At 72.8% G+C, this 19,965-nt stretch carries 19 protein-coding genes and 1 tRNA gene; 3 read left to right on the forward strand and 17 right to left on the reverse strand.

Annotated elements, in window-relative coordinates; genetic code table 11:
- Position 1 precedes the first annotated feature (1 nt).
- Both rlmB and cysS read right to left on the reverse strand, forming a co-directional pair.
- Positions 2 to 1,039 carry a 23S rRNA (guanosine(2251)-2'-O)-methyltransferase RlmB gene (gene rlmB / locus ATJ97_RS08280; RefSeq protein WP_098483344.1) on the reverse strand — a complete coding sequence of 346 codons (1,038 nt, stop codon included), beginning with the start codon at positions 1,037 to 1,039 and terminating at the stop codon, positions 2 to 4.
- Entirely contained in the window at positions 1,039 to 2,478 is a 1,440-nt protein-coding gene (cysS, locus tag ATJ97_RS08285) for a cysteine--tRNA ligase (protein ID WP_098483345.1), read from the reverse strand. Before cysS ends, rlmB begins: the two co-directional genes overlap by 1 nt.
- 141 nt (positions 2,479 to 2,619) lie before the next feature.
- Here cysS and ATJ97_RS08290 point away from each other — a divergent pair, with 141 nt between their 5' ends.
- Positions 2,620 to 3,993: an MFS transporter gene (locus ATJ97_RS08290; protein WP_098483346.1), complete on the forward strand. Its 1,374-nt coding sequence runs from the start codon at positions 2,620 to 2,622 to the stop codon at positions 3,991 to 3,993.
- A 16-nt stretch (positions 3,994 to 4,009) separates the two neighbouring features.
- Here ATJ97_RS08290 and ispF read toward each other — a convergent pair whose 3' ends face one another.
- From ispF to ATJ97_RS08305, 3 genes are all read right to left on the reverse strand, one after another.
- A complete protein-coding gene (gene ispF / locus ATJ97_RS20320; RefSeq protein ID WP_098483347.1) occupies positions 4,010 to 4,507 on the reverse strand; it encodes a 2-C-methyl-D-erythritol 2,4-cyclodiphosphate synthase in 498 nt (165 codons plus the stop codon).
- Between the two features lie 60 nt (positions 4,508 to 4,567).
- Complete coding sequence (gene ispD, locus ATJ97_RS20325; protein ID WP_098483348.1) at positions 4,568 to 5,338, reverse strand: 2-C-methyl-D-erythritol 4-phosphate cytidylyltransferase; 771 nt, start codon at positions 5,336 to 5,338, stop codon at positions 4,568 to 4,570.
- Positions 5,339 to 5,449: 111 nt separating this feature from the next.
- Positions 5,450 to 5,932 (reverse strand): CarD family transcriptional regulator, encoded by a 483-nt coding sequence (locus ATJ97_RS08305; protein ID WP_043499258.1) that lies wholly within the window; start codon positions 5,930 to 5,932, stop codon positions 5,450 to 5,452.
- Positions 5,933 to 6,095: 163 nt separating this feature from the next.
- Between ATJ97_RS08305 and ATJ97_RS08310 the strand changes: the two genes are divergently transcribed.
- On the forward strand, positions 6,096 to 6,566 hold the full coding sequence (locus ATJ97_RS08310; RefSeq protein ID WP_098483349.1) for a hypothetical protein: 471 nt from the start codon (positions 6,096 to 6,098) through the stop codon (positions 6,564 to 6,566).
- An 85-nt stretch (positions 6,567 to 6,651) separates the two neighbouring features.
- Here the strand turns inward: ATJ97_RS08310 and ATJ97_RS08315 are convergent, their stop codons facing one another.
- Together ATJ97_RS08315 and ATJ97_RS08320 are read right to left on the reverse strand one after the other, a co-directional pair.
- Positions 6,652 to 7,344, reverse strand: a complete 693-nt coding sequence (locus tag ATJ97_RS08315) for a response regulator transcription factor (RefSeq protein ID WP_098483350.1) — start codon at positions 7,342 to 7,344, stop codon at positions 6,652 to 6,654.
- Positions 7,344 to 8,570: a sensor histidine kinase gene (locus ATJ97_RS08320; protein WP_098483351.1), complete on the reverse strand. Its 1,227-nt coding sequence runs from the start codon at positions 8,568 to 8,570 to the stop codon at positions 7,344 to 7,346. The genes ATJ97_RS08315 and ATJ97_RS08320 overlap by 1 nt, the downstream gene beginning before the upstream one ends.
- Positions 8,571 to 8,732: 162 nt before the next feature.
- On the opposite strand from ATJ97_RS08320, the gene phoU reads away from it, so the two are divergent.
- The gene (gene phoU / locus ATJ97_RS08325) at positions 8,733 to 9,449 is read left to right on the forward strand and encodes a phosphate signaling complex protein PhoU (protein WP_098483352.1); all 717 of its coding nucleotides are present in this window, start codon (positions 8,733 to 8,735) and stop codon (positions 9,447 to 9,449) included.
- Between the two features lie 122 nt (positions 9,450 to 9,571).
- Here phoU and ATJ97_RS08330 read toward each other — a convergent pair whose 3' ends face one another.
- The 10 genes from ATJ97_RS08330 to topA form a co-directional block, all read right to left on the reverse strand.
- Positions 9,572 to 10,309 carry a phosphoglyceromutase gene (locus ATJ97_RS08330; RefSeq protein WP_098485323.1) on the reverse strand — a complete coding sequence of 246 codons (738 nt, stop codon included), beginning with the start codon at positions 10,307 to 10,309 and terminating at the stop codon, positions 9,572 to 9,574.
- 116 nt (positions 10,310 to 10,425) lie between these two features.
- On the reverse strand, positions 10,426 to 10,761 hold the full coding sequence (locus tag ATJ97_RS08335) for a histone-like nucleoid-structuring protein Lsr2 (RefSeq protein ID WP_098485324.1): 336 nt from the start codon (positions 10,759 to 10,761) through the stop codon (positions 10,426 to 10,428).
- A 171-nt stretch (positions 10,762 to 10,932) separates the two neighbouring features.
- Complete coding sequence (locus ATJ97_RS19760) at positions 10,933 to 11,094, reverse strand: hypothetical protein (RefSeq protein WP_170037279.1); 162 nt, start codon at positions 11,092 to 11,094, stop codon at positions 10,933 to 10,935.
- A 702-nt stretch (positions 11,095 to 11,796) separates the two neighbouring features.
- Positions 11,797 to 11,872, reverse strand: a tRNA-Thr gene (locus ATJ97_RS08340).
- 161 nt (positions 11,873 to 12,033) lie between these two features.
- On the reverse strand, positions 12,034 to 13,575 hold the full coding sequence (locus ATJ97_RS08345) for an alpha/beta hydrolase (protein ID WP_098485325.1): 1,542 nt from the start codon (positions 13,573 to 13,575) through the stop codon (positions 12,034 to 12,036).
- Between the two features lie 62 nt (positions 13,576 to 13,637).
- Complete coding sequence (locus ATJ97_RS08350) at positions 13,638 to 14,810, reverse strand: DNA polymerase III subunit delta' (protein ID WP_098483353.1); 1,173 nt, start codon at positions 14,808 to 14,810, stop codon at positions 13,638 to 13,640.
- Positions 14,807 to 15,514, reverse strand: a complete 708-nt coding sequence (gene tmk, locus ATJ97_RS08355) for a dTMP kinase (RefSeq protein WP_098483354.1) — start codon at positions 15,512 to 15,514, stop codon at positions 14,807 to 14,809. The genes ATJ97_RS08350 and tmk overlap by 4 nt, the downstream gene beginning before the upstream one ends.
- Positions 15,515 to 15,591: 77 nt before the next feature.
- Complete coding sequence (locus ATJ97_RS08360; RefSeq protein WP_098483355.1) at positions 15,592 to 16,692, reverse strand: Gfo/Idh/MocA family protein; 1,101 nt, start codon at positions 16,690 to 16,692, stop codon at positions 15,592 to 15,594.
- 21 nt (positions 16,693 to 16,713) lie between these two features.
- Positions 16,714 to 17,043: a hypothetical protein gene (locus ATJ97_RS08365; RefSeq protein ID WP_098483356.1), complete on the reverse strand. Its 330-nt coding sequence runs from the start codon at positions 17,041 to 17,043 to the stop codon at positions 16,714 to 16,716.
- Between the two features lie 6 nt (positions 17,044 to 17,049).
- The gene (gene topA / locus ATJ97_RS08370) at positions 17,050 to 19,800 is read right to left on the reverse strand and encodes a type I DNA topoisomerase (RefSeq protein WP_098483357.1); all 2,751 of its coding nucleotides are present in this window, start codon (positions 19,798 to 19,800) and stop codon (positions 17,050 to 17,052) included.
- Positions 19,801 to 19,965: the final 165 nt, after the last annotated feature.

Consider the following 19,965-nt stretch of genomic DNA (forward strand, 5'->3'; position numbering starts at 1 on the left):
GTCAGCTCTCCCGGCGACGGCGCGCCACCTCGTACAGGGCGATCCCGGTGGCCACGGCGGCGTTGAGCGACTCCACGGACGCGCCGATCGGGATGGAGGCGACGACGTCGCAGGTCTCCCGCACCAGGCGGCTCAGGCCCTTGCCCTCCGAGCCGGTGACGAGCACCAGGGGCTCGGTGGCCAGCTCGAGCTCGCCGACGGCGACCGGTCCTCCGCCGTCGAGCCCGACGACGAAGCAGCCGGCCTCCTTGAGCTCCTTCAGCGCCCGGACGAGGTTCGTCACCCGGGCCACCGGCACGCGTGCGGCGGCGCCGGCAGAGACCTTCCAGGCCGCCGCGGTCACGCCCGCGGAGCGGCGCTCCGGCACGACGATGCCGTCGGCCCCGAACGCGCCGGAGCTGCGCAGGACGGCCCCGAGGTTGTGGGGGTCGGTGACGCCGTCGAGGGCGACGATGAGCGGCGGGTGGTTCGCGCGCTCGGCGCGGGCGAGGAGGTCGGCGACGTCGCGGTAGGCGTAGGGGGGCACCTCGATCGCCACGCCCTGGTGGACGGCGCCGTCGGTGAGGTGGTCCAGGTCGGACCGGGACACCTCGACGAGCGGGGCGCCCAGCGCGGTGGCCGTGCGCACCACCTCGGCGACGCGCTCGTCGGTCATCATGCCGCCGGCGAGGAAGACCTTCCCGAGCGGGATGCCCGCGCGCACGGCCTCGGTGACGGGGTTGCGGCCGGAGATGACCTCGTGGTCGCCGCCGACGCCGAGGGCGCCGCGCACCTTCGCCGTCAGCGAGGCGCTGCGGGCCGCCTCCCGCGCCTCCCGGCCGGCGTCCCGCCCGGCGACGCGGGTGCCGCTCTGGCGTGCCTCCTTGCGTTCGGCGGCCGCCTTCTTCTTGGCCGCCGGGTGGTAGGGGCGGTCCTCCGCCTTCGGCGTGGGCCCGCGGCCCTCGAGCGCCCGACGGCGCTGCCCGCCCGACCCGACGGTCCGTTCCTTCTTCGACCCCGGCTTGCGCACGGCGCCGCGGCGCTGGGAGTTACCTGCCATCAGCTTGTTCCTTTCAGGTGCCAGCGGGCTCCGCCGGCGGAGTCCTCGACGACCACCCCGGCGTCGGCCAGGCGGTCGCGCAGCGCGTCCGCCCGCGCCCAGTCCTTCGTGGCGCGAGCCTCGTCGCGCTCGGCGAGGACCGCGGTGACGAGGGTGTCGAGGGCGGTGTGGTGGGCCGAGTCCTCGGCGTTGCCGCCGCCGCGCCACGGCGCGGCCAGGGGGTCCAGCCCGAGCACGTCGAGCATGGACCGCACCTGCACCTGGGCGGCGCGGGTGGTCACGTCGTCGCGCTCGGCCAGCGCGGTGTTCCCGGCCCGCAGGTGCTCGTGCACCACGGCCAGGGCGGCGGAGATGTTCAGGTCGTCGTCCATCGCCTCCACGAACGCCTCGGGCAGCTGCCCGGGTCCCTGCGCGGCGATCTCCTCGGCGGGCACCTCGCCGACCCGTTCGACGGCGCGCTTGACGAACCCGGCAAAACGTTCCCAGGACCCGGCCGCCTCGGCGACCGTGACGTCGGAGAACTCGACGGTGGAGCGGTAGTGGACGGTGCCGAGGGCGTAGCGCAGGACGGCGGCGTCGGTGCGGGCCAGCACCTCCGAGACCACGAGGGAGTTGCCGAGCGACTTGCTCATCTTCTCCCCGCCGGTGGTGACCCACGCGTTGTGGACCCAGTAGCGCGCGAAGCCGAGCCCGGCGGCGTGGGACTGGGCCTGCTCGTTCTCGTGGTGCGGGAAGCGCAGGTCGATGCCGCCGCCGTGGATGTCGAAGCTCTCGCCGAGGTAGCGGCGCGCCATCGTTGAGCACTCGAGGTGCCAGCCGGGCCGGCCCCGCCCGAACGGCGTCGGCCACGCAGCGGTCGCGGGCTCCCCCGGCTTGGGCGCCTTCCACAGCGCGAAGTCGCGCGGGTCACGCTTGTCGGGCTCGGCGTCGCCGTCGTCGGAGACGGACATGTTCTCCAGCGCCTGACGGGTCAGGGAGCCGTACTCCGGCAGCGAGCGCACGTCGAAGTAGACGTTGCCCTCCGCGCCGCGGTAGGCGTGCCCCTTCTCGACGATCTGCTGCATGAGCTCGACCATCTCGGTGATGTGGCCGGTGGCGCGGGGCTCGTAGGTGGGCCGCTCCACGCCGAGGGCGTCGTAGGCGGCGGTGAACTCCTGCTCGAACCGGTAGGCCCACGCCCACCACGGGCAGCCCGCCTCGGCGGACTTCGTGAGGATCTTGTCGTCGATGTCGGTGACGTTGCGGATGAGGGTGACGTCCAGGCCCGTGCGGCGGAGCCAGCGCACCAGGACGTCGAACGCGATCGAGGCGCGCATGTGGCCGATGTGTGGAGACCCCTGGACCGTGGCCCCGCACAGGTAGATGCCGACCTTCCCCGGCTCGAGGGGCTCGAAGGGGCGCACCGACCGCGTCGCGGAGTCGTACAGTCTCAGGCTCACCCGCCCAGGCTACCGGGGCGCGCCCGCGCAGCCTTTCCGGTGACGGCCGCACGTCGCCGACGACGGCGCACACGCCCGGCGCCGTCCGAATACCGCCGGTTCGTCACCCCGAGGACCCCTCGTCCCGCTACGGTTCGCGGTGTGAGAACGCCTGAGACGTCGCTGCCGTCGCCCGCCGGGGCCGCCCCAGCCCGCCGCTTCGGCTGGCCCGTGTACGCCTGGGGCCTGTGGGACTGGGGCTCGGCGGCGTTCAACGCGGTCATCACCACGTTCGTGTTCACCGTCTACCTCACCTCCGACGCCTTCGGTCCCGGCGCCGACCAGAAGCTCGGGTGGGCGCTGGCCGCGGCCGGCCTGCTGGTGGCGGTGTTCGCACCGGTCAGCGGGCAGCGGGCGGACCGTTCCGGGCGCCGGACCTTCTGGCTGACCGTCAACACGCTCCTGGTGGTCGCGACCTCGGCCGCGATGTTCCTCGTCGCGCCGACGCCGGACCTGCTGTGGCTCGGCCTGCTGCTCCTGGCCGCCGGCAACATCTTCTTCGAGTTCGCGTCCGTGAACTACAACGCCATGCTCAACCAGATCTCCACGCCGAGCACCGTCGGCCGGGTCTCCGGGCTGGGCTGGGGCCTGGGCTACATCGGCGGGATCGTGCTGCTGCTCATCGTCTACTTCGGGCTCATCAGCCCGGAGGTGGGGATGTTCGGCATCACCGGCGAGAACGGCATGGACGTCCGCGTCACCATGCTGATCTGCGCCGTCTGGACGCTCCTGTTCTCCCTCCCGGTCATCCTCACGGTGCGCGACGAGCGGGGCCCCCGCACGGCCGGCGGGCGCACGGGCCTGGTGGAGTCCTACCGGCTGCTGTTCCGCTCCGTCGCGGACCTGTGGCGCACGGACCGCAACACCGTGTACTTCCTGCTCGCCTCGGCGGTCTTCCGGGACGGCCTGGCCGGGGTGTTCACGTTCGGCGGGGTCATCGCCGCCGGCACGTTCGGCTTCGACGCCGGCCAGGTCATCGTGTTCGGGGTGGCCGCGAACCTCGTCGCCGGCGTGGCGACGATCCTCTTCGGGGCGCTGGACGACCGGCTCGGCCCGAAGCGCGTCATCGTGCTGTCGCTCGCGTCGATGATCGTGGCGGGGACGGGCATCTTCTTCCTGCACGAGCTGGGCACCATGCTCTTCTGGGTGCTCGGGCTGGTGCTGTGCATCTTCGTCGGCCCGGCCCAGTCGGCCTCCCGCACCTTCCTCGCCCGGCTCATCCCGGCCGGCCACGAGGGTCAGGTCTTCGGCCTCTACGCCACCACCGGCCGGGCGGTGAGCTTCATGGCACCGGCGGCCTTCTCCCTCGCCCTCACCCTCGGCATGGCCGTCAACGGGGCCGCCACCTCCGACGAGGTCCAGTACTGGGGCATCGTCGGCATCGTCGCGGTGCTGCTCGCCGGTCTGCTGCTCCTGCTGCCCGTGCGCTCGCGCACCCGGCGCGACAGCGCCCTGGTGCAGCCGCCGGTGGCCTGAGCGGCCGGCGCGCCGGTCAGGCGGCCTCGAGCGGCGCCCGCACCACGAGCGCGGTGGCGACCGCCGCCACCCCCTCGGCGCGGCCCGTGAACCCGAGCCCGTCGGTGGTGGTGGCCGAGAGCGAGACCGGCGCACCGAGCGCCTCGGACATGGCCGCCTCCGCCTCCGCGCGGCGGCGGCCGATCCGCGGGCGGACCCCGACCACCTGGACGGCGACGTTGCCGATCTCCCAGCCTGCCTCGGCCAGCCGGCGGGCGGTCTCGGCGAGCATGCTGGCCCCGGACGCACCGGACCACTCCGGGTCGGAGGTCCCGAACTGGGTGCCCAGGTCCCCCAGCCCGGCGGCGGAGAAGAGCGCGTCGCAGGCGGCGTGAGCGGCGACGTCGGCGTCGGAGTGCCCCTCGAGGCCCACCTCGCCGGGCCAGTCCAGGCACGCGAGCCGCATCGGACGGCCGGAGCCCTCCGGGGCGAAGGCGTGGACGTCGGTCCCGATCCCGGTGCGTGGCAGCTGCATGCCGGACAGGTTAACGGCGCCCCGCGGACCTCAGGCGCGGGGCACCAGGCGCGGCCGCCCTCAGGCGCGCGGCACGGGGGCGCGGTCGTCCGCCGCGCCGGACGGGACACCCGCGTCGCGCACGAGAAGCGTCGCGAGCGCCAGGTCCCGCGGGGTGGTGATCTTCAGGGCGCGCTCGTCGCCCGGGACCACCCACACCCGCTCCCCCACGGCCTCCACCAGGCCCGCATCGTCGGAGACGGCCACGGCCTCGTCGGCCGCGCGGTGGGCACCGGCCGCGTGGGCGGCGTCGAGGAGGGCCCTGTCGAAGCCCTGCGGGGTCTGGACGGCGCGCAGGTCGGAACGGTCGACCGTCGCCACGACGGGGGCCGCGCCGTCGACGCCCGCGGTCCCGACCCGCTTGACGGTGTCGGTGACCGGCAGGGCGGGGACCACCGCGCGGTGCCCGGCGCGCACCGCGCCCTCGACGGCCCGGACGAGGGAGGGCGGGGTGAGGCAGCGGGCGGCGTCGTGCACGAGCACCACGTCGACGTCGGGGTCCAGCGCCGCGAGGCCGGCGGCGACGGAGGCCTGCCGGGTGGGGCCGCCGGGCACCACCCGCACGGGCACGTCGGTCCCCGGGACGGTGCCCGCGGGGAAGAGGGTCGCGAAGGTCGCGGCCTCCGCCGCGGGGACGGTGACGACGACGGCACCGAGGCAGCCTGCGTCGGCCAGCCCGCGTGCGGCACGGAGGACCAGCGGCTCGCCGTCGAGCTCCACGAGGCCCTTGGGCACGGCGTGGCCGAGACGGGTGCCGGAACCCGCGGCGGTCAGGACGGCGGCCGAGGTCATGCCGTCACTGCCCCGGCGTACAGCCGCGGGCCACCCGCGACGCGGGCGGAAAGCACGGCGCGCGTGGCGGCACAGGCCACCACGCGCGCGCGGATCGAGCTCACTCGAGACTCAGGAGGCGAGGACGTCGTCCAGGATGGCCTCGGCCTTGTCCTCCTCGGTCTTCTCCGCGAGGGCGAGCTCGGAGACGAGGATCTGACGAGCCTTGGCCAGCATGCGCTTCTCGCCGGCGGACAGGCCGCGGTCGGTGTCACGACGGGAGAGGTCACGCACGACCTCGGCCACCTTGATGATGTCGCCGGAGGCGATCTTCTCGACGTTGGCCTTGTACCGGCGCGACCAGTTGGTCGGCTCCTCGGTGTAGGGCGCGCGGAGCACGTCGAACACCTTCTCGAGCCCCTCGGCGCCGACAACGTCACGCACCCCGACCAGATCGACGTTCTCGGCCGGGACCTGGATGGTCAGGTCGCCCTGCGCGACCCTGAGGTGCAGGTACATCTTCTCCTCGCCGCGGATGACGCGGGTGGAGATGTCCTCGATGAGCGCAGCCCCGTGGTGGGGATAGACGACGGTCTCGCCGACAGCGAAGGTCATAGTGTTAAGGCTCCTTCAGTCGCTAAGGACCCAAGTCTAACACGGAAAAGTGGCGAGATTCTGCGGCTCGTGAGAGACGCGACAGAACCGGGCCGGTGGTCTCGGGTAACCTCCCCCTGGGAGGGCCTGCGCGCTGTCCCGATCGTCAGACGAAGGAGATCCCTTGGCCCGCTTCACCCGCACTCGCCTGGCCGCCCTGATCGCCCTGGGCGGCACGCTCACCCTGGCCGGCTGCTCGGTCGCGAGCCCCATCACCACCGCGCACCCGTACGCGCCCAGCGACGGCATCCGCGTCGCCGTGACGGACGAGGTCTCGGTGGAGAACCTCATGATCCTCACCGAGGGTGAGGGCCAGCCGGGCCACCTGCTCGGCGCGGTGGTGAACCGGTCCCCCGAGGACGTCGAGATCTCGTTCTCCTTCGAGGGCGGCGGCGCCAGCGTGCCCGTCCGCGTGGACGCCGGCGACCACGTCAACTTCACCGACGCCGGCATCACCACGCAGAGCGTCGACGCCGCCCCCGGCTCGACGATCTCCACGACCGTCTCGGACCCCACCGTCGGAGACTTCAAGGTCGAGGTCCCCGTGCTCGACGGCACCATCCCGCCCTACGACGAGTTCCTCGACCAGGCCTGACCTGACGACGACGGAGCCGACGTCGGAGCCCCCGGGACGCACCAGCGTCCCGGGGGCTCGTCCGTAGGGATCGTCCGGGACCGGCTCAGGCCTCGGGGGTCACCAGCTTGTAGCCCAGGCCGCGCACCGTCTGCAGCATCGTCGGGCGGGACGGGTCGACCTCGATCTTCGCGCGCACCCGCTTGACGTGGACGTCGAGCGTCTTGGTGTCGCCCACGTAGTTGGCGCCCCAGATCCGGTCGATCAGCTGCCCGCGCGTGAGCACCCGGTCCGGGTTGCGCAGGAACAGCTCGAGCAGCTCGAACTCGCGCAGCGGCATGGCCACCGGCTCGTCGCCGACGGTCAGCTCGTGCCGGTCGACGTCCATGCGCACCCGCCCGACGCCGAGCACGGCCGGCTCGGCGAGGTCGTCCGGCCCGGCGCCGCGGCGCAGCACGGCGTGCACGCGGGCGACGAGCTCCCGGTAGGAGTAGGGCTTGGTGACGTAGTCGTCGGCTCCGATCTCCAGCCCGACCACCTTGTCGATCTCGCTGTCCTTCGCCGTCAGCATGATGACCGGGACGTTGCTGCGCTGGCGGAGCTGCCGGCACACCTCCGTGCCCGACAGGCCGGGCAGCATGAGGTCCAGGAGGACGAGGTCGACGCCGCCGCGGTCGAACGCGGTGAGCGCGTCCCGGCCGTCGGCCACCGCGACCACCTCGTAGCCGTCGCGCTCGAGCTTGAACGTGAGCGGCTCCCGGTACGAGGTCTCGTCCTCCACCAGCAGGATCGTCGTCATCAGTGCGCTTCCTCCATCGCGTCAGGCCCCCGGGCGGCGGTGCGCCGCCCGGGCACGTCAGCTGCGTCGTCGTGCGTGTGCGGCGCCTCGTCGGGCCGGTCCGGCTCGAAGGCCTGCGGCAGCACGAGGGTGAACGTCGAGCCCTTCCCCTCGGTCGACCACAGCTCGACGCGTCCGCCGTGGTCGTTGGCGATGTGCTTGACGATGCTCAGGCCCAGCCCGGAGCCGCCGGTCTCCCGGGAGCGTGCCTCGTCACCGCGGTAGAACCGCTCGAACACGCGCTCGCGCTGCTCCGCGGAGATGCCGGCGCCCTGGTCGACGACGGCGACCCGGACCAGGGCGTCGCGGCACGAGACCCCGACCGACACCCGGCCCGTGGGGCCGGAGTACCGGATGGCGTTGTCGAGCAGGTTGCGCACCGCCGTCGTCAGCAGGGCCGCGTCCCCGTAGACCTTCACACCCTTCGCCCCGCCGAGCACCAGGGTCACCTTGCGGGACATCGCCTCGACGCGGACGCGGTCGACGGCCTCGGCCACCACCTCGTCCAGATCGACGACCTCGGGGTCGACGAGCGCGTCCGGCTCCTGCAGGCGGGAGAGCTCGATCAGCTCCTGGACGAGGGCGGCGAGGCGGGCGGACTCCTTCTGCATCTGGCCGGCGAAGTGGCGCACGGTGTCCGGCTCGTCGGCCGCGTCGGCGACCGTCTCGGCCAGCAGCCCCAGGGCGCCGACGGGCGTCTTCAGCTCGTGGGAGACGTTGGCGGTGAAGTCGCGCCGGATCTCCTCCAGGCGCCGCGCGGTGGTGCGGTCCTCGGCGAGCACCAGGACCCGGCCGTGCCGCAGCGCGGCGACCCGCACCTGCATCCGCAGGGTGCCGGCCCCCTCCAGCGGACCGCGGGTGAGGGTCAGCTCGGCGTCCCGGATGTGCCCGTCGCGGCGCACGCCGGCGACCATCTCCCGCACCTCGGGGTGGGCGAGGGTGTCGTTGCGGACCAGCCCGTAGGAGTACGCGGCCGCGCTGGCGCGCTGCACGTCGTCGTCCGGCTCGAGGACCAGGACGGCCTGCGGGAGGACCGAGAGCACGGAGACCACGTCGTCCGGCCCGTCACCCTCGTCCCGTCGACGGTGAGCGCCCCGCTCGCGCTCACTCACGAGGAACGCGATGATTCCGGCAGCGACGACGAGCAGAGCCACCAGCACGAAGCTGAGGATCTGCGAGAACTCCATGCCATGAGAGTAGGGCGGCGCGGGCGAGTTCACCGAGACCGTCCCGGGGAGACACCCGGGGTTCATCTGGGCGCCACCGGTCGTACACCGGGTGGGGCTTGACTACGGTAGAGGCCAGATATCCCGCTCGCGGCGGGGAGAATGAACGTGAAGGAGCCTGCGATGCGTGAGATCTTCAAGCAAGAGATGGAGCAGCTCGGCGAGGAGCTGCTGACGATGGCACGGCTCATGTGCTCGGCGATCGAGAAGGCCACGCAGTCGCTCGAGACGGCGGACCTCACGCTCGCCGAGGAGGTCATCGACGCCGACAGCCACATCGACGAGATCGAGCGCAGCCTGGACGAGCGGGGCGTCTCGCTCCTCGCCCGCCAGCAGCCGGTGGCCACGGACCTGCGGATCGTCGTCTCCGCCCTGCGCCTGTCCGCCACGATGGAGCGCATGGGCGACCTGGCCCGTCACCTCGCGTACGTGGCCCGCGGCCGCTACCCCGAGGTCGCCTCGACCGGTCGGATGCAGCAGATCCTGCAGCAGATGGGCCAGCAGGCCGTCAAGGTGGCCCGTCAGGTGGTCGAGCTCCTCGAGACCCGCGACCTCAACCTGGCCGAGAAGATCGAGGCCGACGACGACGTCCTGGACCGCCTCCACCGCGAGTCCTTCCAGGTGGTGCTGGACGACGACGAGCAGCTCACCCGCCAGCAGCTGGTGGACGCGGTGCTGCTCGGGCGCTACCTCGAGCGGTTCGGCGACCACGGCGTCTCCGTCGCCCGCCGTATCTCCTTCCTCGTCACCGGTGACCTGCAGAACGCCGTCGTGAACACCGGGACGATGCTGGGCCTGAAGGACGAGGAGACCGGCGGCAAGCAGACCACCCGCCAGTAGCAGCGCGGACCACCTGCCCGCCAGGGCGCACGCGCACGACGCACGACCGACGACGAAGGGTCCCGCACCACGGTGCGGGACCCTTCGTCGTGCGTGGACCCGGCCAGGTGCCGGGCCCTGCGCTACTTCCCCTGGTTCGCGACGGCCGCGATCGCCGCCTCCGCCGCCTTCGGGTCGAGGTACTTCCCGCCCTTGACGACGGGGACGAGGTTCTCGTCCAGCTCGTAGACCAGCGGGATGCCGGTGGGCACGTTCAGCCCCGAGATGGTCTCGTCGTCGATGCCGTCGAGGTGCTTGATGATCGCGCGCAGCGAGTTGCCGTGGGCGGCCACGAGCACGGTCCTGCCCGCCTTGAGGTCCGGCACGATCTCGGCGTTCCAGTACGGCAGGGCCCGCTCGAGCACGTCCTTCAGGCACTCCGCGCGCGGGATCGGCTCCCCGGCGTAGCGGGGGTCTGAGTCCTGGGAGTACTCGGAGCCCAGCTCGATCTCCGGCGGCGGCACGTCGTAGGAGCGGCGCCAGAGCATGAACTGCTCCTCGCCGTACTCGTCGCGGATCTCCTTCTTGTTCTTGCCCTGCAGGGCGCCGTAGTGGCGCTCGTTGAGGCGCCAGCTGCGCTTGACCGGGATCCAGTGGAGGTCCGCGACGTCGAGGGCGTAGTTGGCCGTCGAGATCGCCCGACGCAGGAGGGAGGTGTGGAGGATGTCCGGGGAGACGCCCGCCTCACGGAGCAGGTCTCCGCCGCGCTTCGCCTCGACGACGCCCTTCTCCGACAGCGGCACGTCGACCCAGCCGGTGAACAGGTTCTTGGCGTTCCAATCGCTCTCGCCGTGACGGAGCAGTACCAGGGTGTAGGTCATGCCCGTCATTCTTCCATCATCGGGCCGGGGTCACCCGGGACGTCCCGGGCGACCCGACGACGACGGCCGGCCACCCCGGCAGGGCGACCGGCCGCGCGAGCCGTCAGATCAGCGGATCAGTTGGTGGCCCGCTCGTAGGCCTCGCGGATCTCGGCCGAGATGCGACCGCGCTCGGAGACCTCGTAGCCGTTCTGGCGGGCCCAGTCGCGGATCTTCCCTGCGTCCGACGACGCGGCGCGAGCACCGCCGCCCGAACGCCTGGCAGGCGTGCGCCGCCCACCCGCCCGGCGGGCGTGGCCGACCCACTCCGCGAAGGACTCACGCAGAGCCTTGGCGTGCGCGTCGGTGAGGTCGATCTCATAGGTAATGCCGTCGAGTGCGAAAGTGACAGTCTCGTCCGCGGGGGCACCGTCAATGTCGTCGATGAGCTGGACTTGCACCTTTTGCGCCATGGTGAGTTCTTTCTCGTCGTCAATCGTCAAGAATCAGGACCGCCCGCACCCGCAGGGGGACAGGGCGACGCGCTCCTGCCGGTGATACGTATCGATCACTCGTGTGGCGAGCGTAATTCTTTCGACGAGAATTGTCACGCCGGTGAAGCGATGCTGTGGACGAAGAAGTAATCAGGCCCCGGGAACCTGTTCCGATCCTTTACGCATCTCCTCCTCGTCAAGCCGGCGCAGCGCCTCGCGCTCATTCCGGTCTGCGTTGACGAAGGCGCGGATCACGAAGTAGAAGAGCAGCCCGGTGCCCAGAGAGGGGACGAGCGCGACGAGATAATCCACGGCTCGAGTGTACGTCGGCCGGTTCACCCACCGTTAGCGGTCCCCGCCCACCAGCAGGCACCGGGACCGGCCAGATGGACCCGTGCCGTCGCGTCCGTGACGGCCGGGGAGCCCCACCACGAACCAGTGCCGCCCGCACCGGCATGCCGCCGCGCCCGTGGGACGCCCTGGCGGACCCGGGTGGAGCTGGGGGCCCGCGGACCAGCAGGCCGACGGGCAGCGGCCCCGCCGGACTCGGACCCTACGGGTCACCGGTACACCCCGACCCCCGCGCGGAGGGGTCGGGCCGGTCATTCACGGACAGCTTCAGACTTCGCTCGAATTCGCAACTCCCCCAGCGATCGCCAGGCAGAATGAGAAGTAATTCACAGCCGAGGCGCCCGTAATTCACCGTCGAAGGCGCGTGCGGAATACCGTCGCGTCTCTTCGGATATCTCTCGCGCGACCACCGTGCGGGCGTGCGGGGCTGCACGGGACTCCACGCTGCCCCCCGATTCCGACGTCGCCCGGATATCACGAAAGTGCGGCTGTCGCCCGACGAGCCACCAACAATGGCGGTGCCCTGGTGCCGCCACGCCAATCGCCGCACGCACCCATTCAGCCTCGGGAGAGCCGCTCCGTCGAATGCTGGCCGGCGTGGGACTGTCTGCCGAAACGAGCAGCGGCCCGGTCCGACTGTCCGTCGAGACCGGGCCGCTGGCCTGGAGCCGCCTGTGGGAATCGAACCCACGACCTATTCATTACGAGTGAATCGCTCTGCCGACTGAGCTAAGGCGGCGTGCCCGTCGGGGATCGCCCGACGCAGCGCAGACAACTGTACCGGGACGGCGCCGCATCGAACAAAACCGTTCCGCCAGGTGTGGGCGGCATCACTGCGCACCACCCGGCAGTGAGACCGGCCGGCCGGCCGAGCTGCCCGGCAGCCCGGGCACCTGAGCCTCAGCAGGTGAGCCCGTCCTGCGGAACCACGCCCTCGACCAGGAAGTCGTCGACGGCCCGCACGATGCAGTCGTTCGAGCGCCCGTAGGCGGTGTGCCCCTCCCCCTCGAAGGTCACGAGGAACCCGTTCTCGAGCTGGTCGGCCAGGCTGACGCTCCACTCGTACGGCGTGGCCGGGTCCCCGGTGGTGCCGATCACCATGATCGGCGCCGAGCCCTCCGCCGTGAGCGGGCCCCGCTCGGCGTCGCCCTTCGCCGGCCACTGCTCGCACAGCATGTCGCCGTAGCCCATGAGCGGGCCGAACGTGGGCGCCGCCTTCTCGAGCTCCGCGGCCTCCTGCTGCCACAGCGCCGGGTCGCCGGTGCTCGGGAAGTCGAGGCAGTTGACCGCCCAGTTGGCCTCGGTGGAGTTGTTCGGGTACGTGCCGTCGGGCTCGCGCCCGGCCATGAGGTCGGCGAGGAAGAGCAGCTGGGAGCCGTCGTTCGAGTTGATCGCCTGGTCCAGCGCGGCGGTCAGGACGAACCAGCTCGCACTGTCGTACAGGGGCGTGATGATGCCGGAGAAGGCGAGGGAGGCGGTGAGGTCCCGGTCCGACGACGTGGGCAGCGGGGTGTCCCCGGCGACCTCGAGGAGGGTCTGCACCTGCTTGACCCCGTCGTCGACCGAGCCGGTGAGCGGGCAGTCGGGCCCGCCCTGGCAGTCCGCCACGTAGGCGCGCAGGGACTTCTCGAAGCCCACGGCCTGCGCCAGCGTCGTCTCGTGGCTGCTCAGCGACGGGTCCATCGCGCCGTCGAGGACGAGGCGACCCACGTTGCCCGGGAAGAGGTCGGCGTAGGTGGCGCCCAGGAAGGTCCCGTAGGAGTAGCCGAGGTAGTCGAGCTTGTCCTCGCCCAGGACGGCCCGGAGGATGTCCATGTCCCGGGCCGCCGACTCGGTGTCGACGTGGCCGATGAGCTCCCCGGTGTTCTGGGCGCACCCGTCGGCGATCAGCTTGGCGTCGGCGGCGTAGGCGGCGAGGCCGTCCTGGGTCTCGGTGTCGTACTCGACGCTGCGCAGCCGGTCGAGCTCGGCGTCGCTGACGCAGTCCACGGGCGTGGAGGAGCCGACCCCACGGGGGTCGAACCCGACGACGTCGTAGGCGGCCCGCAGGTTCTCGCTGAACATCGTCGGAGCCGCGTCGACGAGCTCGACGCCCGGGCTCCCGGGCCCGCCGGGGTTCACCAGGAGGGAGCCGACCCGCGCGGCGGGGTCCTTGCTGACGAGACGCTTGACCGCCAGGGTGATGCTCTCGCCGTCGGGCTCGTCGTAGCTGAGCGGCACGGTGACCTCGGAGCACTCGAAGTCGCCGCACTTCTCCCAGGCGATCTGCTGCTCGTAGTAGCCCTGCAGCCCGGCGGACGGGGACGTCTCCTCGGCGGTGGCCGAGGGGACGGCGGTGGTACCGGGATCTGCGACACGCTCGAGCGGCTCGGCGGTGCAGGCGGACAGCGTCAGGGCGGCGGCGAGCCCGCCGAGGACGGCGGCGCGGAAGGAGCGTGGCACGCCCACACGCTACCGGCCCACCCCGGTCCCGCACCGCCCCCTCCCCCACGATGCGTCGCGGTTCACCCCTGGGGACGCAGGGCCACCATCATCGCCTCGACCGCGAGCAGGGGGGCGACGTTGGCCGCCAGCCGCTCCCTGGCCACCCCGACGGCGTCCATGCGCCGCACCGTCTGCTCCGGCGTCGTGCCTGCGGCGAGGCGCCGCACCTCGTCGGCCAGATCGGTGTTGACGAGCTCCACGTCGGCGCCGAGCTGGACGACCAGGACGTCGCGGTAGAGGGAGAGCAGGTCCACCATCGCGCGGTCCAGCACGTCGCGCTGCGCGCGTGTGGCTCGCCGCTTCTGGTCCTCCTCGAGCTGCTTGACCTGCCCCCGCAGGGCGGGCGGCAGCCGGGTGCCGGCGTCGGCGCCCAGGTTGCGCAGCAGCTCGGCCTTCTCCGCCGCGTCACGCTCCTCGGTGGCGGCCTTGGCGTCCGCGGACGCGGTCTCGATGAGCTCGGCGGCGGCCAGGACGGCGTCCCCGACCCCCCGGATGCCGGCGGGCACGGACAGCAGCCGCCGGCGCCGCTGCCGGGCCTCGGGGTCGCGCGCCAGGCGCCGGGCGAGGCCGACGTGGGACTGGGCGGCACGCGCCGACGCCAGCGCCACGTCGGGGTCGAGCCCGTCGCGCCGGACCAGCAGGTCGGCCACCGCGCGCGGGTCCGGGACGCGCAGGTGCACGGCGCGGCAGCGGGAGCGGATCGTGGTGAGCACGTCCTCGGGGCTCGGCGCGCACAGCAGCCAGACCGTGCGGGGCGGCGGCTCCTCGATCGCCTTGAGCAGCACGTTGGAGGTGCGTTCGACCATGCGGTCCGCGTCCTCCATGAGCATCACCCGCCACCGTCCCTGGGACGGGGCGCGCTGCGCCTGGGAGACGAGCGGGCGGATCTCCTCGATGAGGAACGTGACCTTCTCGGTGGAGATGAGGGTGACGTCGGCGTGCGTGCCGGCCAGCGCGGTGGCGCAGCCGTGGCACCGGCCGCAGCCCGGCTCCGCCGGGTCGGTGCACTGCAGGGCGGCGGCGAAGGCGCGGGCGGCCACCGAGCGCCCGGAGCCGGGGGGCCCGGTGATGAGCCAGGCGTGCGTCATGGCGCGGGCCGCGGCGGCGCCGTCGGCCTGGCGGGAGGCGAGGACGGCGTCGCGCAGCGTGGCCACGACCTCGTCCTGGCCGACCACCTGGTCCCAGACGCTCACGGGCGCTCCTCCGGCACGGCGGCGGGGTGGCCGGCACGTCCGGCGGGCGCCGGGAGCAGCGGCCGGAGGCGCGTGCGGACGGCGGCGTGCAGCTCCTCGGGCGCGGCGGTCGCGTCCAGGACGAGGAAGCGCGCCGGCTCCTGCGCGGCGAGGGCGAGGAAGTGCTCGCGGACCCGGGTGTGGAACTCCAGCGACTCCCGCTCGAGCCGGTCGGGGGCCGCGGTCCGGCGCCCGGCGCCGACGGCGGGATCGAGGTCGAGCAGCACCGTCAGGTCCGGGAGCAGGCCCCGGGTCGCCCATAGCGACAGGTCCCGGATCTCGCCGTCGCCGAGGTCGCGGGCAGCGCCCTGGTAGGCGACCGAGGAGTCGAGGTAGCGGTCGGTGACGACGACGGCGCCGCGCGCCAGTGCGGGACGCACCAGCCGGTGGACGTGGTGGGCGCGGTCCGTGGCGTAGAGCAGCGCCTCCGTGCGCGGGTCGAGGTCCTCGCCGTGCAGGACGGCGTCGCGCAGCACCTGGCCCAGCGGGGTGCCGCCCGGTTCCCGCGTCAGGACGACGTCGTGCCCCAGGCCGGTCAGCCAGGCGCCGAGCAGGTTCCGCTGGGTCGACTTCCCGGCGCCGTCGCCGCCCTCGAAGGAGACGAAGCACCCGCGGTGGGGGAGGTCGGTGGCGGGCGGGACGACGGCAGGGACCTCGGGGCTCACCGGGCCAGGGTAGCCGCGCGGGCGGACACGCTCCGCCGTCGTCCCCGGGGCCGGCCGAGTCCGCCTCCGCTCCCCGCTCAGCGGGGGGTGGCGTCGGGCTCCGGGACGGCCGTGACCGCGGGGTCCAGGCCCGCACGCTCGCCGGGGTAGACGACGCCGAGCTGACGCCGCACCTCGTCCATGGTCTCCATGACCTCCACGGTGGCCCGCCAGGGCATCGTCGCGGACTCCTGCTCCCCCGCCGCCACGCACCGCGCGACCTCGGCCGCCTGGTGCTGGAAGCCGCCGAGGTCCTCGCCGTCGGCGGGCCAGGTCCACGCCGGCCCGTCGAACGGGACGAGCGTGAACCGGGTGGTCCCGTAGAACGGGGAGGCGACGTCGACCCGCGCCTCGGTCCCGACCACCGAGGCGGTCGTCGCGGTGCGCGCCCACATGTTCGCGGTGCACACGGCGACAGTGCGGGCCCGCTCACCGTCGTAGGTGAGGGTGACGGCCTCGTGGGCGTCGACACCCAGCGCCGTGAGACTCCCGGCGGCGTGCACCGCCGACGGCGCCCCGAGGAGGCTGTGCGCGAAGGAGAGGGGGTAGACGCCGAGGTCGAGCAGGGCGCCGCCGGCGAGCTCGGGCGCGTGGAGCCGCTCGACGAGGTCGAGGCGCTGCCCGTGGTCCGCGTGGACCGCGACCACCTCGCCGAGCATCCCGGCGGCGACGACGTGGCGCAGCGCCACCATGTGCGGCAGGAAGCGGGTCCACATCGCCTCCATCGCGAAGAGGCCCAGCTCGCGGGCCGTGGCGAAGACCTCACGCGCCTCCGCCGCGTTGCGGGTGAACGCCTTCTCCACCAGGACGTGCTTGCCGGCGTTGAGGGCGAGCAGGGCGTGCGCGTGGTGGTGGCTGTGCGGCGTGGCGACGTAGACGACGTCGACCTCAGGGTCCGCCAGCAGGCCCGCGTAGCTGCCGTAGGCCCGCTCGACGCCGTGCTCGGCGGCGAACGTGGCCGCCTTCAGGGCGTCGCGCGACCCGACGGCGACCACCCGCTGCGCGGACCGGGCCGGCACCTCCCGGGCGAAGCGGGCGGCGATCCCGCCGGCCCCGAGGATCCCCCAGCGCAGCGGCGGCGCGTCGCGGGGGTCGGGCGGTGCGGGCAGCGGGGGCGGCGTCGTCGCCGGAGAGGTCATGGGAGAAATCTACGGGCGGTCTCAGCCCTGCGGCGGCCGGAATCTCTCCATCGGGTCGTAGCCGACCCCGTCGACACCGGGCTCGCGCACGGTCGAGGCGCCGTGGACCTCGGTGCCGGCCGGCCCGGGCGGGGCGGCCACGCCGCCTGCCGGCCCGGACGCCACCCGGCCGGTCCTCCGGACGGTGGAGAGGATCACGAGCGCCTCGACGACGAACGTCACCACGACGACGCCGAGGAACGCCGCCATCGGGATCACGTCGAAGACCCACAGGAGCACGGCGGCGCTGATCACGGTGCCGGAGACGACCGCGACCACGAGGAAGGTGCGGGTGAGCGGCGACGCGACCATGCCCGCTCAGCCCTTCGCCGTGGTCTTGCGGGTGGTCGTCTTTTTCGCCGTCGTGGTCGTCTTCCGTGCGGCCGGCTTGCGGGCCGGCTTCTTGGCCGGCCCCTTGGCGCGCTTCTCGGCGAGGAGCTCGTACCCGCGCTCGGGGGTGATCGACTCGACGGCGTCGTCCTTGCGCAGGGTGGCGTTGGTCGTGCCGTCGGTGACGTACGGCCCGAACCGGCCGTCCTTGACGACAACCGGCTTGCCGCTGACGGGGTCCGTGCCGAGCTCGCGCAGCGGCGGCTTCGCGGTGGCACCACGCCGGGTCTTGGGCTGGGCGTAGATCGCCAGCGCCTCCTCCAGGGTGATGTCGAAGATCTGGTCCTCGCTCTCGAGCGAGCGCGAGTCCGTCCCCTTCTTCAGGTACGGGCCGTAGCGGCCGTTCTGGGCGGTGATCTCGACGCCCTCGGCGTCGGTCCCCACCACGCGCGGCAGCGACAGCAGCTTCAGCGCCTGCTCGAGGTCGACGGTCTCGAGCTGCATGGACTTCAGCAGCGAGGCGGTGCGCGGCTTCGCCTTCGCCTTTTTCCTCGCCGGCTTCTTGCCCGACGCCGCAGCCTCGGCCGCGTCGTCCTCCTCCGGCAGGACCTCGGTGACGTAGGGGCCGAACCGGCCGTTCTTCGCGATGATCGTGTGCCCGGTGGCCGGGTCCACGCCGAGCTCGCGGCCGTCGTCGGCCTGGCGCTCGAGCAGCTCGCGGGCCTTCTCGACCGTCAGCTCGTCGGGGGCGACGTCGTCGGGGACCGAGGCCCGCCTGCCCTCCTGGCCGTCCTCCCCTGGGGTCTCCAGGTAGGGACCGTAGCGGCCCACGCGCAGCGTGATGCCGTCGCCGATGTCGATGCTGTTGACCGCGCGGGCGTCGATGTCCCCCAGCCCCTCGACGAGGTTCTTCAGGCCGGGACGCTCGGTGGCGTCGTCGCCGCGGTAGAACTTCGCGAGCCAGTCCACGCGGTCCTCGGAGCCGGACGCGATGCGGTCGAGGTCGGACTCCATCTCGGCGGTGAAGTCGTAGTCGACGAGGCGCGGGAGGTTGTCCTCGAGGAGGCGCACCACGGAGAACGCCAGCCACGTGGGCACGAGAGCCTGGCCGCGGCGGTCGACGTAGCCGCGGTCGGTGATGGTGGAGATCGTCGCGGCGTAGGTGGAGGGCCGGCCGATGCCACGCTCCTCCAGGGCCTTGACGAGGCTGGCCTCGGTGTAACGCGGCGGCGGGGTGGTCTCGTGGCCCTCGGCCAGGACCTGCTCGGTGACGACGACGTCGCCCTCCGCCACCACCGGCAGGCGCGTGTCCTTGTCGTCCTTGCCGTTGGTCTCGTACCGGTCGGCGTCGCGGCCCTCCTCGTAGGCGGCGAGGAAGCCGCGGAAGGTGATGACCGTGCCGGACGCGGTGAGCTCGGCGGCCACGGTGCGCCCGTCGGCCAGCGTCGGGTCGGCGCCGAGGCGCACCGTGGCGGTGGAGCCGCGGGCGTCGGCCATCTGGGAGGCGACGGTGCGCTTCCAGATCAGCTCGTACAGCTTGAACTGGGCGCCGCTGAGCTGGCTCGCCACCTGGGCGGGGGTGCGGAAGGAGTCTCCGGCGGGCCGGATCGCCTCGTGCGCCTCCTGCGCGCCCTTGGCCTTGGTGCCGTACACGCGCGGCTTCTCGGGCACGTACTCGCCGCCGTAGAGCTCCGCGGCCTGGCGGCGGGCGGCGGAGATCGCCTGCCCGGACAGCGCCGAGGAGTCGGTACGCATGTAGGTGATGAAACCGTTCTCGTACAGGCCCTGCGCGGTGCGCATGGTCTCCCGGGCGCTCATGCGGAGCTTGCGGGAGGCCTCCTGCTGGAGGGTGGAGGTGGTGAACGGTGCCGCGGGACGGCGCGTGTAGGGCTTGGTCTCCATCGAGACGACGCGGGCCTGGACCTTCTCCAGCGCCGTGGCGACGTCCGTGGCGAGCGCCTGCTCGAGGTGGACCGTGCCGGCCCTGACGGCCGCGGCCCTCAGCTGGCCGTCGTCGCCGAAGTCGCGACCGGAGGCGACCCGCCGGCCGTCGAGCGTGACCAGCCGCGCCACGAACCGGGCACGGTCGTCGGACGGGCCCCCCGTGAAGGTGCCCTTGACGTCCCAGTACGAGGCGGCCCGGAACGCCATGCGCTCCCGCTCCCGCTCGACCACCATGCGCGTGGCGACGGACTGCACCCGCCCGGCGGAGATGCCGGGCTTGATCTTGCGCCACAGCAGCGGCGAGACCTCGTAGCCGACGAGGCGGTCGAGGATGCGCCGGGTCTCCTGCGCGTCGACGAGGCGGGTGTCGAGCTCGCGGGTGTTCTCCAGGGCGCGGTTGATGGCCTCCCGCGTGATCTCGTGGAAGACCATCCGCCGGACCGGGACCTTGGGCTTGAGGACGTCGAGGAGGTGCCAGGCGATGGCCTCGCCCTCGCGGTCCTCGTCCGTGGCGAGGTAGAGCTCGTCGGCGGACTTGAGCGCCTTCTTGAGCTCCGTGACCTTCTTCTTCTTGTCCGAGTCGACGACGTAGTAGGGGTCGAAGTCACCCTCGACGTCGACCGCGAACTTGCCGTACGGCCCCTTCTTCATCTCCGGCGGCAGCTCGGAGGGCTGCGGGAGGTCGCGGATGTGACCGACGCTGGCCTCGACCTCGAAGTCGGGACCGAGGTACCCGCCGATGGTGCGGGCCTTGGCGGGCGACTCGACGATCACAAGCTTGCGGCTGCTGGTCACGCGGACCTTCCTTACTGGGGCGTTGCTGGGAGCCTCGTGGCGACGGGGTTCGCGGCCGACGGTACCTCGTCCGCCGGACAAGGTGCAGAACGGGGCGGGGACGTGGGCCGCCCGGCGGACGCCGAGCGAGCCGGCCATCCCGGTGCTTGGCTTGGTCCGGGAGGT

Source organism: Georgenia soli (assembly GCF_002563695.1).
Taxonomy (GTDB): domain Bacteria; phylum Actinomycetota; class Actinomycetes; order Actinomycetales; family Actinomycetaceae; genus Georgenia; species Georgenia soli.

Bases quoted from the DNA above. Each gene is read 5' to 3' on its own strand.
- rlmB (WP_098483344.1), bottom strand. From the start codon at position 1,039: ATGGCAGGTAACTCCCAGCGCCGCGGCGCCGTGCGCAAGCCGGGGTCG.
- ispF (WP_098483347.1), bottom strand. From the start codon at position 4,507: ATGCAGCTGCCACGCACCGGGATCGGGACCGACGTCCACGCCTTCGCC.
- ispD (WP_098483348.1), bottom strand. From the start codon at position 5,338: ATGACCTCGGCCGCCGTCCTGACCGCCGCGGGTTCCGGCACCCGTCTC.
- ATJ97_RS08305 (WP_043499258.1), bottom strand. From the start codon at position 5,932: ATGACCTTCGCTGTCGGCGAGACCGTCGTCTATCCCCACCACGGGGCT.
- ATJ97_RS08315 (WP_098483350.1), bottom strand. From the start codon at position 7,344: ATGACGACGATCCTGCTGGTGGAGGACGAGACCTCGTACCGGGAGCCG.
- ATJ97_RS08320 (WP_098483351.1), bottom strand. From the start codon at position 8,570: ATGGAGTTCTCGCAGATCCTCAGCTTCGTGCTGGTGGCTCTGCTCGTC.
- phoU (WP_098483352.1), top strand. From the start codon at position 8,733: ATGCGTGAGATCTTCAAGCAAGAGATGGAGCAGCTCGGCGAGGAGCTG.
- ATJ97_RS08330 (WP_098485323.1), bottom strand. From the start codon at position 10,309: ATGACCTACACCCTGGTACTGCTCCGTCACGGCGAGAGCGATTGGAAC.
- ATJ97_RS08335 (WP_098485324.1), bottom strand. From the start codon at position 10,761: ATGGCGCAAAAGGTGCAAGTCCAGCTCATCGACGACATTGACGGTGCC.
- ATJ97_RS08360 (WP_098483355.1), bottom strand. From the start codon at position 16,692: ATGACCTCTCCGGCGACGACGCCGCCCCCGCTGCCCGCACCGCCCGAC.
- ATJ97_RS08365 (WP_098483356.1), bottom strand. From the start codon at position 17,043: ATGGTCGCGTCGCCGCTCACCCGCACCTTCCTCGTGGTCGCGGTCGTC.